The organism is Suilimivivens aceti (assembly GCF_025567405.1).
Classification (GTDB): domain Bacteria; phylum Bacillota; class Clostridia; order Lachnospirales; family Lachnospiraceae; genus Suilimivivens; species Suilimivivens aceti.
This window is the reverse complement of sequence record NZ_JAOQKJ010000016.1, coordinates 20,536-35,138: the sequence shown is the minus strand read 5'-3', so window position 1 is coordinate 35,138 and position 14,603 is coordinate 20,536. Positions and strand designations below refer to the sequence as shown.

At 48.0% G+C, this 14,603-nt stretch carries 12 protein-coding genes; 10 read left to right on the top strand and 2 right to left on the bottom strand.

All coding sequences use genetic code 11. From position 1 onward, the window contains the following. Window positions 1–10: 10 nt before the first annotated feature. From OCV77_RS14730 to OCV77_RS14710, 5 genes are all read left to right on the top strand, one after another. A complete protein-coding gene (locus OCV77_RS14730; protein ID WP_262575773.1) occupies window positions 11–667 on the top strand; it encodes a YkgJ family cysteine cluster protein in 657 nt (218 codons plus the stop codon). Between the two features lie 126 nt (window positions 668–793). Beyond that, on the top strand, window positions 794–1,627 hold the full coding sequence (locus tag OCV77_RS14725; protein WP_262575771.1) for a formate/nitrite transporter family protein: 834 nt from the start codon (window positions 794–796) through the stop codon (window positions 1,625–1,627). A gap of 24 nt (window positions 1,628–1,651) precedes the next feature. Next, window positions 1,652–2,575 (top strand): SH3 domain-containing protein, encoded by a 924-nt coding sequence (locus tag OCV77_RS14720; protein ID WP_262575769.1) that lies wholly within the window; start codon window positions 1,652–1,654, stop codon window positions 2,573–2,575. Window positions 2,576–2,606: 31 nt separating this feature from the next. After that, window positions 2,607–3,488 (top strand): ROK family protein, encoded by an 882-nt coding sequence (locus tag OCV77_RS14715; RefSeq protein ID WP_262575768.1) that lies wholly within the window; start codon window positions 2,607–2,609, stop codon window positions 3,486–3,488. 12 nt (window positions 3,489–3,500) lie between these two features. Further along, window positions 3,501–6,203 carry a translation factor GTPase family protein gene (locus OCV77_RS14710; protein ID WP_262575767.1) on the top strand — a complete coding sequence of 901 codons (2,703 nt, stop codon included), beginning with the start codon at window positions 3,501–3,503 and terminating at the stop codon, window positions 6,201–6,203. On the opposite strand, the gene OCV77_RS14705 is transcribed toward OCV77_RS14710, so the two are convergent. After that, entirely contained in the window at window positions 6,175–7,773 is a 1,599-nt protein-coding gene (locus OCV77_RS14705) for an ArnT family glycosyltransferase (RefSeq protein ID WP_262575765.1), read from the bottom strand. The two genes, OCV77_RS14710 and OCV77_RS14705, sit on opposite strands and share 29 nt — an antisense overlap. A gap of 16 nt (window positions 7,774–7,789) precedes the next feature. Beyond that, window positions 7,790–8,836, bottom strand: a complete 1,047-nt coding sequence (locus OCV77_RS14700; protein WP_262575764.1) for a hypothetical protein — start codon at window positions 8,834–8,836, stop codon at window positions 7,790–7,792. A gap of 96 nt (window positions 8,837–8,932) precedes the next feature. Here OCV77_RS14700 and OCV77_RS14695 point away from each other — a divergent pair, with 96 nt between their 5' ends. From OCV77_RS14695 to OCV77_RS14675, 5 genes are all read left to right on the top strand, one after another. Further along, window positions 8,933–10,018, top strand: a complete 1,086-nt coding sequence (locus OCV77_RS14695; protein ID WP_262575762.1) for an acyltransferase family protein — start codon at window positions 8,933–8,935, stop codon at window positions 10,016–10,018. A gap of 230 nt (window positions 10,019–10,248) precedes the next feature. Next, a complete protein-coding gene (locus OCV77_RS14690; protein WP_262575760.1) occupies window positions 10,249–12,057 on the top strand; it encodes a hypothetical protein in 1,809 nt (602 codons plus the stop codon). 139 nt (window positions 12,058–12,196) lie between these two features. Further along, window positions 12,197–13,096 carry a basic amino acid ABC transporter substrate-binding protein gene (locus OCV77_RS14685; protein ID WP_262575759.1) on the top strand — a complete coding sequence of 300 codons (900 nt, stop codon included), beginning with the start codon at window positions 12,197–12,199 and terminating at the stop codon, window positions 13,094–13,096. 96 nt (window positions 13,097–13,192) lie between these two features. Next, entirely contained in the window at window positions 13,193–13,894 is a 702-nt protein-coding gene (locus tag OCV77_RS14680) for an amino acid ABC transporter permease (protein ID WP_118799243.1), read from the top strand. Further along, window positions 13,881–14,603 carry an amino acid ABC transporter ATP-binding protein gene (locus tag OCV77_RS14675; protein ID WP_262575757.1) on the top strand — a complete coding sequence of 241 codons (723 nt, stop codon included), beginning with the start codon at window positions 13,881–13,883 and terminating at the stop codon, window positions 14,601–14,603. The genes OCV77_RS14680 and OCV77_RS14675 overlap by 14 nt, the downstream gene beginning before the upstream one ends.

The following is a 14,603-nucleotide window of genomic DNA, read 5'->3' as shown; positions in this document are numbered from 1 at the left end:
GAGGAGGATTATGGAACGGGAGATCGATTTACAGGAAGTATCAGATGGAAGGCTTTATACCTCGGCAGATATGGTGAAGCTCGGCTGTAATGACTGCAGCGGATGCTCTGAGTGCTGCAGGGTGGTGGAGGATACCATCATTCTGGATCCTTATGATATCAGTCAGCTCTGCCAGGCACTTGAAACCGACTTTCAGGGACTGCTTGCAGGCGGCAGGATAGAACTATCTGTGGTGGAAGGTGTGATCCTGCCTCATTTAAAGCTGAAGGAAGGCAGGGGCGGCTGTACTTTCCTTGACGATGCCGGACGCTGCATGATCCATGATTATCGCCCGGGATTCTGCCGGATGTTCCCCATGGGAAGGATCTATGAAAACGGAGATTTCCGATATTTCCTGCAGGTGCGTGAATGCCCCTACCCGAACAAAACCAAGGTCAAGCTGAAAAAGTGGCTGGGGATCCCGGAGCTTGCAAGGTATGAGCGGTTTGTAAAGGACTGGCACTTTTTCCTGAAGGATACGGAAAGAAAACTGGCAGAGGCAGAGAATGAGGAGATCCCAAAGAAAATCAATCTGTTCCTGCTGCAGCAGTTTTTCCAGAAGCCCTACGGAGATGCGTTTTATGAAGCATTTTATGAGAGACTTTCAGAGGCGGGGGCGGTACTCTGATTCCTTTCTTTTCTCCTTTCTTTTTTGCTGTACGATTAGACAAAAACGCAATTATCCATTATAATAGGGAGCATATGAGCAGAGAATGCAAAAGAGAAAAGATAGCATTCCGGAATGGAGAACATAATGGATAACTTTTTATCAATCAAGGAAGCCGTACAGAGATACAGTGCTTCCTGTGACGGCAAAATAAAGACACCCTTTGACAAGCTGTTTATCAAGGCCATGCTGGCAGGTATGATGATCGCCATGGGTGCGGCAGGCAGCAGTGTGGCGTGTCATGCGATCGGCAATGTAGGACTTGCCAGGCTGGTAGCAGGTGTGGTATTCCCGGTTGGCCTGATGATGGTCATTCTGACAGGAGCAGAGCTGTTTACCGGTGACTGCCTGATGATCGTAGCGACCGTGGAGAAGAAGAATACCATGGCACAGATGATCAAGGAGCTGGTCTTTATTTATATTGGAAATTTTGTGGGCGCAGCCCTTCTGGCACTTGGTGTTTATTTCAGCGGGCAGCTTGGTTATTCTTCTAATCTGCTTGGCGCTTATACGATCAAGGTGGCTGTCGGCAAGACAGGCCTTTCCTTTGGCACAGCACTGGTATCCGGTATTCTGTGTAATATCCTGGTATGTGTAGCCGTACTGATGGCGATCTGTTCCAAAGATATTGTAGGAAAACTGTTTGTTTCCTTTTTCGTTATCATGCTGTTTGTTGTCTGCGGTTTTGAGCACTGCGTTGCCAATATGTATTACATCACAGCAGGACTTCTCTGCAAGCTGAATCCGGCTTACGTGCAGATGGCCATGGAACAGTATGGCTATACGGCGGATCAGCTTGCTGCTTTGAACGTTGGCTCTTTCCTGGTCGGAAATCTTCTGCCGGTAACCATTGGAAATATGATCGGAGGAATGGTAACACTTGGTCTTCCTCTCTGGTATGTTAATAAAGAGGGTAAGTAGGGGATCCGGTTGGAGGATAATGCGATGAAGAAGACGGATTTGCAGATGAGGGGACAAAAAATAGGAACGGCATTCGCCATGGTTCTGGCAGTGCTGCTTCTGCTCTTCCCGGTTACAGTCCATGCGGAGGGAGAGTTTCAGGTCACAGAGCTTTCTACGCAGGGTGAGATCACCAGTGATGTTAATGTACGAAAGGGGCCAAGTACCGACTATGACAAGATCGGTACGGTAAGAGTCGGAGAAACGATTCCTGTTACCGGAGAGACAGCAGATGGGTGGTACAGAGTCACCTATCAGGGACAGGAAGGCTATATTTACGGGAAATATATGACGGTACAGCAGACAGAGCCACCTGCTGATAACAATCCGCAGGATGGAGATGGCACAGCACCCGGGGAACTACCAGAGAAAGAGGGAGGCTTCAGTGCACTTAAGCTGGTTGCCATTGTTTTTATTATCATTGTCATCATTATTATGATCTTCCTTACGATCCGCAGTATGCGTCAGACAGTTGATGAGGATGATGAGGATGAAGATGAGGAAGATTACGAGGACGAAGACTACGAAGATGACGATGAGGACGGAGAAGACTACGAGGATGACAGCAACGAAGAGGAAATAGAGGATGACGGTGAAGATGCCGGGGAAGAGGATACAGAGGAGGAAACAGCCCCGGAATCATCTGCGCAGAAGCAGTCAAAGAGTGAGCCTTATGTCCTTCGGGAAGAGGATTATCAGCTTCACATTGATCCCAAGTATTTTGAAGATGAACCGGTACCTCAGCCGGAGTGTGTGACCGGTTACCTGAAGAAAAAACAGGAAGAGGAAGAACTGGAAAAGAAGAAAGAGGAAGAAAAGGCTTCCTCCGGTGATCTGCAGAAGGCTATGGATAAGCTGCAGGAATTACAGGAGGAGCTTGAAAGACTGAAGAAAAACAGCAAAGAATAAAAAAGTGTTATGGCAAACGGGAGGGTAAACTATGAGAATTGGAGCACTGGAAGCTGGCGGAACCAAAATGGTATGCGCCATTGGCAATGAAAAGGGAGAGATTTTCGAGAAGATTTCGATCCCTACCAAGACACCGGAGACAACCATGCCGGAAATGATTCAGTGGTTTAAGGCAAAAAAAATAGAAGCACTGGGAATTGGCTGCTTTGGACCGATCGATCCGGATAAGGATTCTCCGACCTACGGGTATATTACCAGCACACCCAAGCTGGCGTGGAAGGATTACAATATTGTAGGGGCTTTTGAAGAATGCCTTTGCTGTCCGGTTGGCTTTGATACGGACGTAAATGGTTCTGCACTTGGTGAAGTGACCTTTGGTCAGGCGAAGGGCAAGAAGAACATTGTTTATCTGACAGTTGGGACTGGTATAGGTGCCGGTGTTTATGCAGAAGGAAAACTCCTTCATGGCATGCTGCATCCGGAAGCCGGGCATATTCTGATGCGCAGGAGAGAGGATGATCACTACGAAGGCAAGTGTCCTTATCACAAGACCTGTCTGGAAGGACTGGCAGCAGGTCCTGCCATTGAGGAGAGATGGGGAAAGAAGGGAATCGAGCTGCAGGACCGAGATGAGGTCTGGGATCTGGAAGCCTATTATCTGGCACAGGCTCTGACCGATTATATTCTGATACTGGCGCCCCAGCTTATCATCCTTGGCGGCGGCGTAATGCATCAGGAGCAGCTTTTCACGAGGATCAGGTCATATGTAAAGGAAATGCTGAACGGTTATATCAAGACCAAAGAGCTTGAGGATATTGACCATTATATCGTACCGGCAAGTCTCCATGATGATCAGGGGATCATGGGAGCTCTTGAGCTTGGAAGAAGAGCCTTTGAAGAAAAGAACAGTTGATAAAGGACGGACATGAAACAATTAACACTGGGAATACTGGCGCATGTAGATGCAGGAAAAACAACGCTTTCCGAAGCGCTGCTTTTCACTGCAGGCGCCATCAGGAAGGCAGGAAGAGTAGACAAGAAGGATGCCTTTCTTGACAATTACGAGCTGGAAAGGGAAAGAGGGATCACGATCTTTTCCAAACAGGCGGTTTTTTCGTATGAGGATCTTCGGATCACGTTACTGGATACACCGGGACATGTAGATTTTTCCACAGAAATGGAGCGTACCCTTCAGGTACTGGATGCAGCAGTACTGCTGATCAGTGCAGCAGACGGGGTGCAGAGCCATACCAGAACCTTATGGAAGCTGTTGGAAAGCTATCAGGTGCCGGTTTTTTTGTTTGTCAACAAAATGGATCAGCCGGGAGCGGATCAGGAAAAGATCCTTGCAGGGATACAGAACCAGCTATCTGGAAACTGCGTGGATTTCACGCCCCTTGTGGGAACGGCCGCTACCGAAAGCAAAGGAGCAGCACTGGAAGCGGATATGCAGGAAGCCATGGAAGCAGTGGCCATATGTGATGAGGAGCTGTTAAACAGTTTTCTTACAGATGGCAGGATCAGTCAGGGGCAGCTCAGGGAAAAGATCGCAGAACGGAAGGTATTTCCCTGCCTGTTTGGTTCAGCGCTGCGCCTGCAGGGAATAGAAGCACTTCTTTCCGCTATCGAAGCCTATGCGCCGGAGAAGACGTATCCGGAAGCATTTGGAGCAAGGGTGTTTAAGGTAACAAGGGACAGCCAGGGCAGCCGTCTGACCCATATGAAGATCACAGGTGGTACATTGAAAGCCAAAATGGAGCTTACCTGTGCAGAGGATAAAACAGAAAAGGTGAACCAGATCCGGGTCTATTCAGGAGAACGGTTTGAAGCAGTGAATGAGGCTGTGGCAGGCAGTGTCTGCGCGGTGACAGGACTGCTTGGAACCATGGCGGGACAGGGACTTGGCATGGAGAAAAATCTGGAAAGCCCATTTCTGACACCGGTATTGAGTTATTGCCTGCTGCTTCCGGAAGGAACAGATCCAATGGCGGTGATGCCAAAGCTGAAGGAGCTGGAGGAAGAGGATCCGGCGCTGTCCTTTACCTGGGAAGAGGAGCTTAAGGAGATCCATGTGCATGTCATGGGCGAGGTTCAGATGGAGATCCTGAAGGTACTGATCAGGGAACGCTTTGGACTGGAGATTGCTTTTGGAAAAGGAAGAATTGTGTATAAGGAAACCATTGCCGACACGGTAGAGGGAGTAGGGCATTTTGAACCTCTGCGGCATTATGCCGAGGTACACCTTCTGCTTGAGCCGGGAGAGCCGGGGAGCGGTCTGCAGTTTGAGGCTGACTGCAGTGAGGATATCCTTGCCAGAAACTGGCAGAGACTGATCCTGACCCATCTGGAGGAAAAGCAGCACAGAGGTGTCCTGACAGGCTCGGCGATCACCGACATGAAGATCACACTGGTATCCGGCAGGGCACATCAGAAGCATACAGAGGGTGGTGATTTCCGGAAGGCAACCTACCGTGCGGTCAGACAGGGACTGATGGAGGCCATGAGCGTGCTCCTGGAGCCTTACTATGAATTCCGGCTGGAAATTCCGGAGGAAATGACGGGACGGGCCATGACGGATATGGAAAAGCTTTTTGCTGACTTTACGCTGACAGAAAGGGCAGAGGGGCGCTGCGTGCTGACGGGCTGTGCCCCGGTAGAAACGATGCGTGACTATCAGAAGGAGGTATACGCCTATACAAGAGGTCAGGGAAATCTGACTGTCAGACTGAAAGGCTATATGCCCTGCCATAATGCAGATGAGGTGATTGAGGAGCGGCATTATGATCCGGAGGCAGACCTAAGGAATCCTGCCGGTTCTGTATTCTGCTCCCATGGAGCAGGCTTTGTGGTGCCATGGAATCAGGTAAAGGAATATATGCACGTGGAGAGCTGCTTTGCCGGTGACAGGAGGGCAATAGAGGAGAGTGCGTTTCAGGAGGAACTGGAGAAGCGCAAGGAAGCTGCCAGAAAGAGGGAAGAAAACCGAAGCGCATCCGGTGGGGAATATTTCCTTGGAACGGATGAGATCGATGCGATCCTGCAGCAGGCGACAGGAGCCGGCAGAGGCCTAGAGAAAAAGAAGGAAGGCTGGCAGAGACAGAGCCGCAGTACAGAAACCAGGCAGGCTACGACGAGAGTCTATCAGGGACAGCCAAAGAAGGAGGAATATCTGCTGGTGGATGGCTACAATGTGATCTTTGCCTGGGAAGAACTGAGTGCACTTTCCAAAGTGACACTGGATGGGGCGAGAGGCCGGCTTCTTGATATTCTCTGCGATTATCAGGCTATGAAGGGCTGCCGGCTGATCGTGGTCTTTGATGCCTACCGGTTAAAGGGACACCCGGAGGAAGCCTATGCTTACCACAATATTTATGTGGTATATACGAAGGAGGCAGAAACAGCAGACCGCTATATAGAGCGTTTTGCCCATGATAACAGTAAGAAATATCAGATCACAGTGGCAACCTCTGACGGTCTTGAACAGATCATCATCCGGGGAGAGGGCTGCCGGCTTTTATCATCCAGGGATCTGCAGGCAGATGTGGAAAGACAGAAGGAACAGACCAGAGGGATCCTGGAAGAAAAAAAGGAACGCCAGCTTACCAGCGTTCCCAGAATAGATATATGATCTGAATCAGAAGTAATATGGCGAGGATGCCGCCGTTGATCAGATGCATCAGGAAAGGAGCAGCTTTTTTAGTGGCTCCTTTTTGACTGCCCTGGTCTTTGGAAGCCCCGCTGCCCTGCAGATAGTACTTGTTACCAAGGCCAAGGGCAATGGAAATGTACATAAGGCATATTGTTACATAGCGGAAATCACTGCTGCAGGTATAAGGGTAGATCACAACAAAGGCTGCAAAGGAGATCAACATGATCACATAGCCGGTCAGCAGAAATACCCGGTCTTCCAGACAGGTCTGCTTATTTAACAGCACAGCAATAAGAAGCACCGCCGTCAGGACAGCCATGATCAGCGCCAGCACAAATACCACCTGGCAGAGGATCAGAAGAATATCGGACAGATCCGTAGGATATTCCTCGGCAAACAGGGAGGTATGCATCATGATCGCCCAGGTATTGCAGCAGGCTTTTGCACTGATCGGATGGAACGGAAAGTCCAGATGAAGCTGTGACAGGGAAGGGATCCCAAGCCGTTCCCAGAGGGAAAAGGGCTCCGTATACATGGGAGAGGTTTCTCCAGGTACCGGTACACCGGGCTTTTCTGAGAAGCGGACAAGATTCCGGATGATCCATGATAAGCCGATGGGCATTACGATCACGGCAAAGATTGCATAATTTCTGATCCATGTCAGCAGTTCCCTTTTGTCCTTTTTGCGTATCACAGAGATGAAGTGCATCAGGAAGATGATCGCAAGCGGGATGGCAAGTACGGCACTGTTCAGCTTCGTGATCATGCCAAAGCCGATGATCAGAGCCAGAAATACCAGATTTTTCAGGCTTTTATCCCGGATGAAGCGTAAGGAAAAAAGCAGAGTCAGGCTCATAAACAGGATCGTCAGCATATCGTTGTTGACACTGCCTGCCATGATGATCGTAGCAGGATGGAACACAAGAAAGGCAAGTGCGATATACATGCCTTTTCCACTTATCTTCAGAAGCTTCAGGGTTCTCCATGTTACGACCATACACAGACAGGAGTACAGCAGCGTCAGGATCTGCAGATTTTCAAAGGCAAGAGCCTCGGATACCCCCAGGAAAATATTCAGCTGCAGCCAGAGACAGGACAGAATATGATGCAGGGGTGGATGGTAATAACCAAACAGAGTATACGGATTGATATCGGGAAGCTTATGGAATTTGTAAATATATTCCACATAGCCGATGTGCCCCGGATTGATAAAGTCAGTACCCATACCGGTGAAGGCACCGGCATCATGCTGCCTGTCATACAGACCGGACAGAAGAACATAGGAAAGCCGAAGGAGCACACCAAGCAGGATCATCATGGTTACAGCCGTGTCTTCATGGGAAAGCAGCCCTTTCAGCCGGAAGCTATAAAGCATGGCAAAGTAGATAAGAAACAATATCGTCAGGAAGAAAACCTGATGGTAATGGGTCATGGAAAGAAAACCATTTCCCTGCAGTACAGCACCAGACAGGCACAAAACTACGATCAGAAGAAGCTGCACCGTAAGGGCTGACATAGGTTTGAAAGAAAAGCTTTTGATTTTATTCATGGCAGAGAAGCATCCTTTAATAAATAGTAGTCACATTTGTGATCTCGTTCTTGTCATTTACCTGAAAGCTCCAGATGGAGTGGCCGGGAAGCCGGTGTTCTGTCAGGTAATAGGTATCATCAATTCTGGAAATATAATAGGGAGTGCCGCCACCCACAAAGGAAGCATAAACATCCTCATAGCTTCCCTTTGCAAGGTCTGAGAGCTTCCTGGCACGGATCATGGTCGCGTATTCCTGATTGCCGGTGGCATCTGTTGAGATTGTCAGGTAGCAGTAATCACGGATAAAGGTAAGCTGTACCATGCCGGACATGCTGTCCGGAACGGGATATTCCTTCCTGACCTTGAAGGTATCAAGCTCTGCTTCGATAATGGAGGAATTACCGGATACAAAGTAAATGGTATCATCCTCTATGGTGAAGGATCTTACATAAACACCGTTCAGCGAAGGAATGGAACGTACCTCTGTCAGATAAAGACCGGTATCATCGGCCGGTCTGCGAAGCAGGTACATTTCACCGCTTTCTGAGCTCCAGACGTAAAAGGTTTTTGTTTTTTCGTCATAAACAATATAATGAGGTCTGTCCCCGATTTCTGTAAATTCCTGTGTGGGGAGAAAAACAGACTGTCCGTTTTCATTAACACCCTCTTCCATTACAAGTACACGGTTATTCTCTGTATCATCGATCAGATAGACAAAGCCGTCACTGGCAAGGGTGTGTGGCATGCCAAGACCGGAGGCCATGATACGCCATTCATAGAGCGGATCGGTCAGATTTCCATTGTAGATGACCTGATTGTGATAGCAGTCCACGATAAAGTAGGTATCTTTAACCTTGGTGATATAGGTTGGGACGCTTAACGTGGGATTCGGATTATCCGGAATTGCATTTAAGGTGGAGACATCAAAATCAATCCTGTCAGATTCCCGGATATAGGGATCGGTATCCGGATTGAAATAGGTGGCCTCCTTTTTTCCACACCCGGTGCATAAAAAAATGACCGGAAGAAGCAGTATCATCAGATGACAAAATCCGGCAGTAAAATTGTAAGTGTAGTTCATATTCTTTTCCATAAGGCTATTATAAAGATTTTACTTCCTTATGACAATAAAATTTTGTATACTGATGATAAAAGGCATGTATCAAAGGAGAAGCATATGACAGGACATTATGAAAATAAAGAATTCCGGATTTTATCGGCAATCGGAATGATTCTGGTCGTGGCAGGACATCTTGGCTTCAATGTGTTTGATGTTGGAGGCCTGTTTCCCTATTATTCCTTCCATGTATTTATTTTTTTGTTTGTATCCGGTTATTTTTATAAAAAGGAGGCAGAGAAAGGGATCGGAAGCTACCTGGCCGGAAAAGTGGTATCACTGCTTCTTCCTTATTATATATTCAATGTGGTCTATGGTGTGCTGGCGGCAGTGCTGCATCATGCGGGCTTCAGTATTGGTCAGGAACTGTCTTTTTATTCACTGGTTCTGGCTCCCTTTGATGGGGGACATCAGTTTATGTATCAGTTCCCGGCATGGTTTGTGCCGGTACTCTTCCTGATCGAGGTGATCAATGTCTGTATGAGAAAGGTGTTGTCACTCATCCGTCTTAACAATGAATGGCTGATTTTCAGCCTGTGCCTTCTTGCCGGTATCCTTACGGTCTGGCTTGCGGATGGCGGTCATGTATATGGCTGGTACAGGATACCCGGGAGACTGCTGTTCATGCTGCCGGGCTATGAGCTTGGCTGTCTCTACAGGCAGAAGCTTGAAAGACTGGATACCCTGCCACATGCGGTTTACTTTGCTGGTGTTATGGGAATTCAGCTGTTGATCTCTGTTTTTTCAGGAGGACTGGCATTCAGTGCAGTCTGGGTGACCAGCTTTGCCAATGGTCCCTTCATTCCCTATCTGACGGTGATCACAGGGATTGCTTTCTGGCTGCGGGTAGCAAGGATCCTGCAGGATATCCCTGTTCTGGCAGGAAAGCTTGTGACGATCGGACGCTATACCTATTCTATTATGATGCACCATATATTTGCGTTTTTTCTGGTGAAAACAGTATTCTACTGGATATCCAGACTGACGCCGTTATGTCAGGAGTTTGATGCTGCCATGTATTTTTCGGAAATTAACTTTGTATATCTGCCAGGCGGCGCAGAGGCAGCCAAATGGCTCTATCTTTTTGCCGGGATTGGTCTGCCGCTGCTGTTCTCCTTTGCTGTGGAAAGACTCAGGAGAGATTGACACTGAAATCGCACTTGACAGAGCCGGTGCCTGGTGATATGCTTGACTATACTTACCGATTAGAGAAAACAGAAGAAGGAAACAGTGACCTGTCTATGGAAAGCATAGGCGGGTCTTTTTGTTGTCTGCAGCCGGAAAGCTGTTTATAGGACAGACCGGGAAATGCTTCCGGGACAGAAAAGAAGACACGCTGTAAATTTTATGTATGTGAGTATCGAAAGGAAAAGAAAATGAAAAAGAGAATCGTACGCTACAAAAGAAAAAAAGTATATGACCTGTCAAAAAGGTTTGTTGCAGTGGCAGCAGCCCTGACGCTGGCAGTCCTGGTGCCGGTGAATGTGAAAGCAGAGGAGAAAGGCTCTGAGACACCGCAGAATCAGGTCATTCATTATGTGTACCACTGTCATGCCGGAAACGAGACAGCAGAAGGCGGCTGTTATCACGGGGTTGTTTATCATGCCCATCAGGGAAATGAAGAAGATGGCGGTCCCTGCTATGGAAAGCCCATATACCATGCCCATCAGGGCAGTGAAGCAGAGGGAGGAATCTGCTATCAGACACCGATCTGCCATGAGCACAGCGGCAATCCACAGGAAGGAGGCGGCTGCTTTGTACCCGTATACCACAGTCATTCCGGAGGCTGCTATAAAACGGTATCAAGCAGTGAATATGGCTGCAGTACAGTGAGATGGTGGGACACCTCTGACGGAGACTATGAGGGACATGATTACAAATACTATGAGATGTCCTGTGGAAGGACCATACATGGAACCAATTCCTCCCATACGCATACAGTGACGGTCTGCAACAGGGGAGGGAGCATTGAAAGATATACCCTTGGGTGCGGTAAGACAGAGGAAACCCCGGAGAGCTATGTCTTTGACTGTCAGAAGAAACCGGGGCTGACGATCGATTCCTATGAATTCGACTGCCAAAAGACGACAGATACCATTGATGGTTACAAGCTTGCCTGTGGTATGGATGAACAGACAAGAGTAGGAAAAATCATATTGACAGAGGTGCCAATGGAGGACAGAAAGAAAGCGTCGGTTAAGGCAGCTTTCGAGGATCTGACCGGCGGGCAGCTGACACTTTCTGAAAATCCCTTCTGCTGGAAGGATAAAAGCGGTAATCTGATATCCAATGATCTGGAAGCAGTGGTAGATAAAAACGGGGATTATAGCTTTCAGGTGGATATTACCAATGAGGATGTAAGCAAGGGAGATCTGTCTGCAGCGATCAGTATCAGCAGCATTTATGTTCCGGCTTCCGGTGGTGGAAATGGTGATGGCGGCAGCGGTAGCGGGAATGATGGTGATGGAAGCCATGGCGGAAATGGAAGCGGAGGCGATGGAGGTGACGGAAATGACCAGGACGCAGGCACTTCTCCTTCCGCATCTCCATCAGCATCGCCTTCTCCATCAGCAACACCTGCACCTTCAAGGGTCCCGGAAACTGCCGGTGGTAAAGGACATGGCAGCAATGGAAATGGTGATGGCGGCAGCGGTGCAGAAACAGAGGATGACAGCAGTACCGGAAGCTGGTGGCCGAGGGAAACCGGAGAAACAGAAATACCGGATATGCTGGCAGAGACAGAAACTGTAGTGCTTCCTGAAATTGCAGCAAACCGTGAGATAGAAACCGGGGAGATCACCGGCAGGGAGGATAATGGCAGTGGAAATATCATTGGAAAAATTCTGTCAGCAGGGGCAGTGAAGGTGATTGGTATCACCTTTGGCGCATTACTGACACTGACGGGACTTTCTGCACTTATCTATTTTCTGTGTATGAGTGTAAGGGTCTATAATGATCAGGGGCAGGGAAAATGGAAATATCTCGGCAGATATGCCGTAAAGCTCGATGAGGATGGTTACCTGCTCACGATCACGGAATCTGCGGTGGAAAGATCTGTGTCAAACAGGTACCGTATCAGACCGGATCTGTTCGGACTGTTTAAGAAAGAGGAGGAACTGCTTGTCCGGAAAGAAGAAAGGGCAGTGTCTGTGCAGATTCAGAAGGAAATAGTCATTACTGTATAAAATACACATGTTTCGCATAAAGAACTTGATTTTGCCTGGAGAAAGTGATAGACTACCTATGATTCAAAGGGAATAATTCCCGAGGATAGATAATTTGGTTGCATAAATATGCACCCAAGATTTTCAGGAGGAGAAAATTATGAAAAAAGTATTGGCAGCAGTCGTAACAATGGCAATGACAATGAGCCTGCTTACTGCATGCGGAAGCACAGCAGCTTCTACAGATGAAGCGGCAGAGACAACAGAGGCAACAGAAGCAACAGAAGCAACAGAAGCTTCTGCAGATGAAACAGCTGAAGCAGAAACACCTGTTGAGGAAGCAGCAGATGAAGCTGAGGTTGCAGAGGCAGCTGAGAGTGATGCACTGGCAGACGGTGTACTGACAGTAGGTACCAACGCAGAGTTCCCGCCTTTCGAGTATGTAGATGACAATGGTGAGGCAGATGGCTTTGATATGGCTCTTTGCAAGGCAATCGGTGAGAAGCTTGGTGTAGAGGTTAAGATTGAGAATATGGAGTTTGCTTCCCTGGTATCTTCTATCGGCAGCAAGATCGATATCGCAGCAGCTGGTATGACAGTAACAGATGAGAGAAAGGAAAGCGTAGACTTCTCCAATCCTTATTACGAAGCAGTTCAGTATGTGATCGTTTCTGCAGATTCTGATATCGCAACAGCAGATGACCTGAAGGATAAGACAATCGGTGTCCAGCTGGGTACAACAGGTGATTTTATCGCAGAGGAATATACAAGCAACGTGGCACAGTACAACAAGGCTGTAGATGCTGTTAACGATCTGGTAAACGGCAAGGTTGACGTTGTTATCATCGACAAGAATCCTGCACTTGTATTTGAGACCAAGTTCGAAGGCAAGGTAAAGGCAATCGAAGGTGCACAGTTTGGATTTGAGACAGAGGAATATGCGATCGCACTGCCCAAGGGAGACACCGCACTTGCTGATGCTGTCAATGGAGCCGTTGATGAGCTGAAGGCTGATGGTACCTTTGATGAACTTGTAAAAACTTATATTGAAGCTGAATAAAAAATAAGATACAATATAGGAAATAAGGATGATCAAAGAGGATAGCATTCTATGCTATCCTCTTTCAGTCAGAAAGGTATGATTGAGGGAGAACATATGCAGGAATGGTTTGATTCAGTGGGAAAGAAATTTGTCCTTGCGTTCGTGGAGGGCGACAGATGGAAACTCTATTTTAAGGGACTCGGTGTTACACTGGAAATTGCTCTGTTTGCAGCAATTCTGGGTATGGTGATCGGTACAGTGGTAGCCTTGATGCGTCTGTCACAGAAGCGGAACGGCAAAAAGACGATCTGGGCGAGGATCGCCGGTATCTATGTGGATGTTATCAGGGGAACCCCGTCAGTATTACAGCTTCTGATCATGTGGTTCATCGTCATGAAGAATTCACAGAACGGTGTACTGGTGGCCAGCCTTTCCTTTGGAATCAACAGTGGAGCCTATGTTTCAGAAATTGTCCGTGCAGGAATCCTTGCCGTGGACAAGGGACAGACAGAGGCAGGAAGAAGCCTCGGGCTTTCCAAGGCACAGACCATGATCTACATTGTAATCCCCCAGGCAATCAAAAATGTGCTTCCTCCGATCGGTAATGAATTTATTGTCCTGCTGAAGGAAACAGCGATCGTAGGTTATGTGAGCCTGACTGACCTGACAAGGGCAGCCAACCAGATCACATCAAGAACCTATGAAGCATTTATGCCGCTGATCGGTGCAGCAGTGATCTACTTTACTGTCATTAAGATACTGACTATTCTGTTGGATAAGCTGGAGAGGAGGCTGCGTAAGAGTGATAATCGTTAAGGATCTGCATAAAACATTTGAAAATAACCATGTATTAAAAGGGGTGAGCTATCATGTCCACCAGGGAGAAAAGATTGTTATCGTAGGACCCTCCGGTTCCGGTAAGAGCACCTTTCTCCGCTGCCTGAACCTTCTTGAAACACCGACAAGCGGTGAGATCTGGTTTGACGGACAGCTCATTACTGATGAAAAGGTAAATATTGACAGGATCAGACAGCATATGGGAATGGTATTCCAGAACTTCAATCTGTTCAATAACCATACCATTATGGATAATATCACACTGGCGCCAGTGAAGCTGAAGCTGATGAGTAAGGAAGAGGCTTCGGAGAAGGCGCTTACGCTGCTTGACAGAGTAGGACTTAGGGAAAAGGCAGACGCTTATCCGAGCCAGCTTTCCGGTGGACAGAAGCAGAGGATTGCTATCGTGCGGTCCCTTGCCATGAATCCAAGAGTGATGCTGTTCGATGAACCTACATCAGCACTGGATCCTGAGATGGTAGGAGAGGTTCTGGCTGTTATGAAGGAGCTGGCAGAAACGGGTATGACCATGGTAGTTGTTACCCATGAGATGGGATTTGCAAGAGAAGTAGGTACGAAGGTATTGTTTATGGATGAAGGCAGGATCATGGAGGAGAACACACCGGCAGAATTCTTCGCGAATCCCCGGTGTGACCGTCTGAAGGAGTTCCTGTCCAAGGTACTGTAA

What these genes read in the sequence shown, in the direction of transcription:
- OCV77_RS14690 (WP_262575760.1), top strand. Translation starts at nt 10,249, where the DNA reads ATGAAAAAGAGAATCGTACGCTACAAAAGAAAAAAAGTATATGACCTG.
- OCV77_RS14710 (WP_262575767.1), top strand. Translation starts at nt 3,501, where the DNA reads ATGAAACAATTAACACTGGGAATACTGGCGCATGTAGATGCAGGAAAA.
- OCV77_RS14715 (WP_262575768.1), top strand. Translation starts at nt 2,607, where the DNA reads ATGAGAATTGGAGCACTGGAAGCTGGCGGAACCAAAATGGTATGCGCC.
- OCV77_RS14700 (WP_262575764.1), bottom strand. Translation starts at nt 8,836, where the DNA reads ATGAACTACACTTACAATTTTACTGCCGGATTTTGTCATCTGATGATA.
- OCV77_RS14685 (WP_262575759.1), top strand. Translation starts at nt 12,197, where the DNA reads ATGAAAAAAGTATTGGCAGCAGTCGTAACAATGGCAATGACAATGAGC.
- OCV77_RS14705 (WP_262575765.1), bottom strand. Translation starts at nt 7,773, where the DNA reads ATGAATAAAATCAAAAGCTTTTCTTTCAAACCTATGTCAGCCCTTACG.
- OCV77_RS14680 (WP_118799243.1), top strand. Translation starts at nt 13,193, where the DNA reads ATGCAGGAATGGTTTGATTCAGTGGGAAAGAAATTTGTCCTTGCGTTC.
- OCV77_RS14695 (WP_262575762.1), top strand. Translation starts at nt 8,933, where the DNA reads ATGACAGGACATTATGAAAATAAAGAATTCCGGATTTTATCGGCAATC.
- OCV77_RS14730 (WP_262575773.1), top strand. Translation starts at nt 11, where the DNA reads ATGGAACGGGAGATCGATTTACAGGAAGTATCAGATGGAAGGCTTTAT.
- OCV77_RS14720 (WP_262575769.1), top strand. Translation starts at nt 1,652, where the DNA reads ATGAAGAAGACGGATTTGCAGATGAGGGGACAAAAAATAGGAACGGCA.
- OCV77_RS14725 (WP_262575771.1), top strand. Translation starts at nt 794, where the DNA reads ATGGATAACTTTTTATCAATCAAGGAAGCCGTACAGAGATACAGTGCT.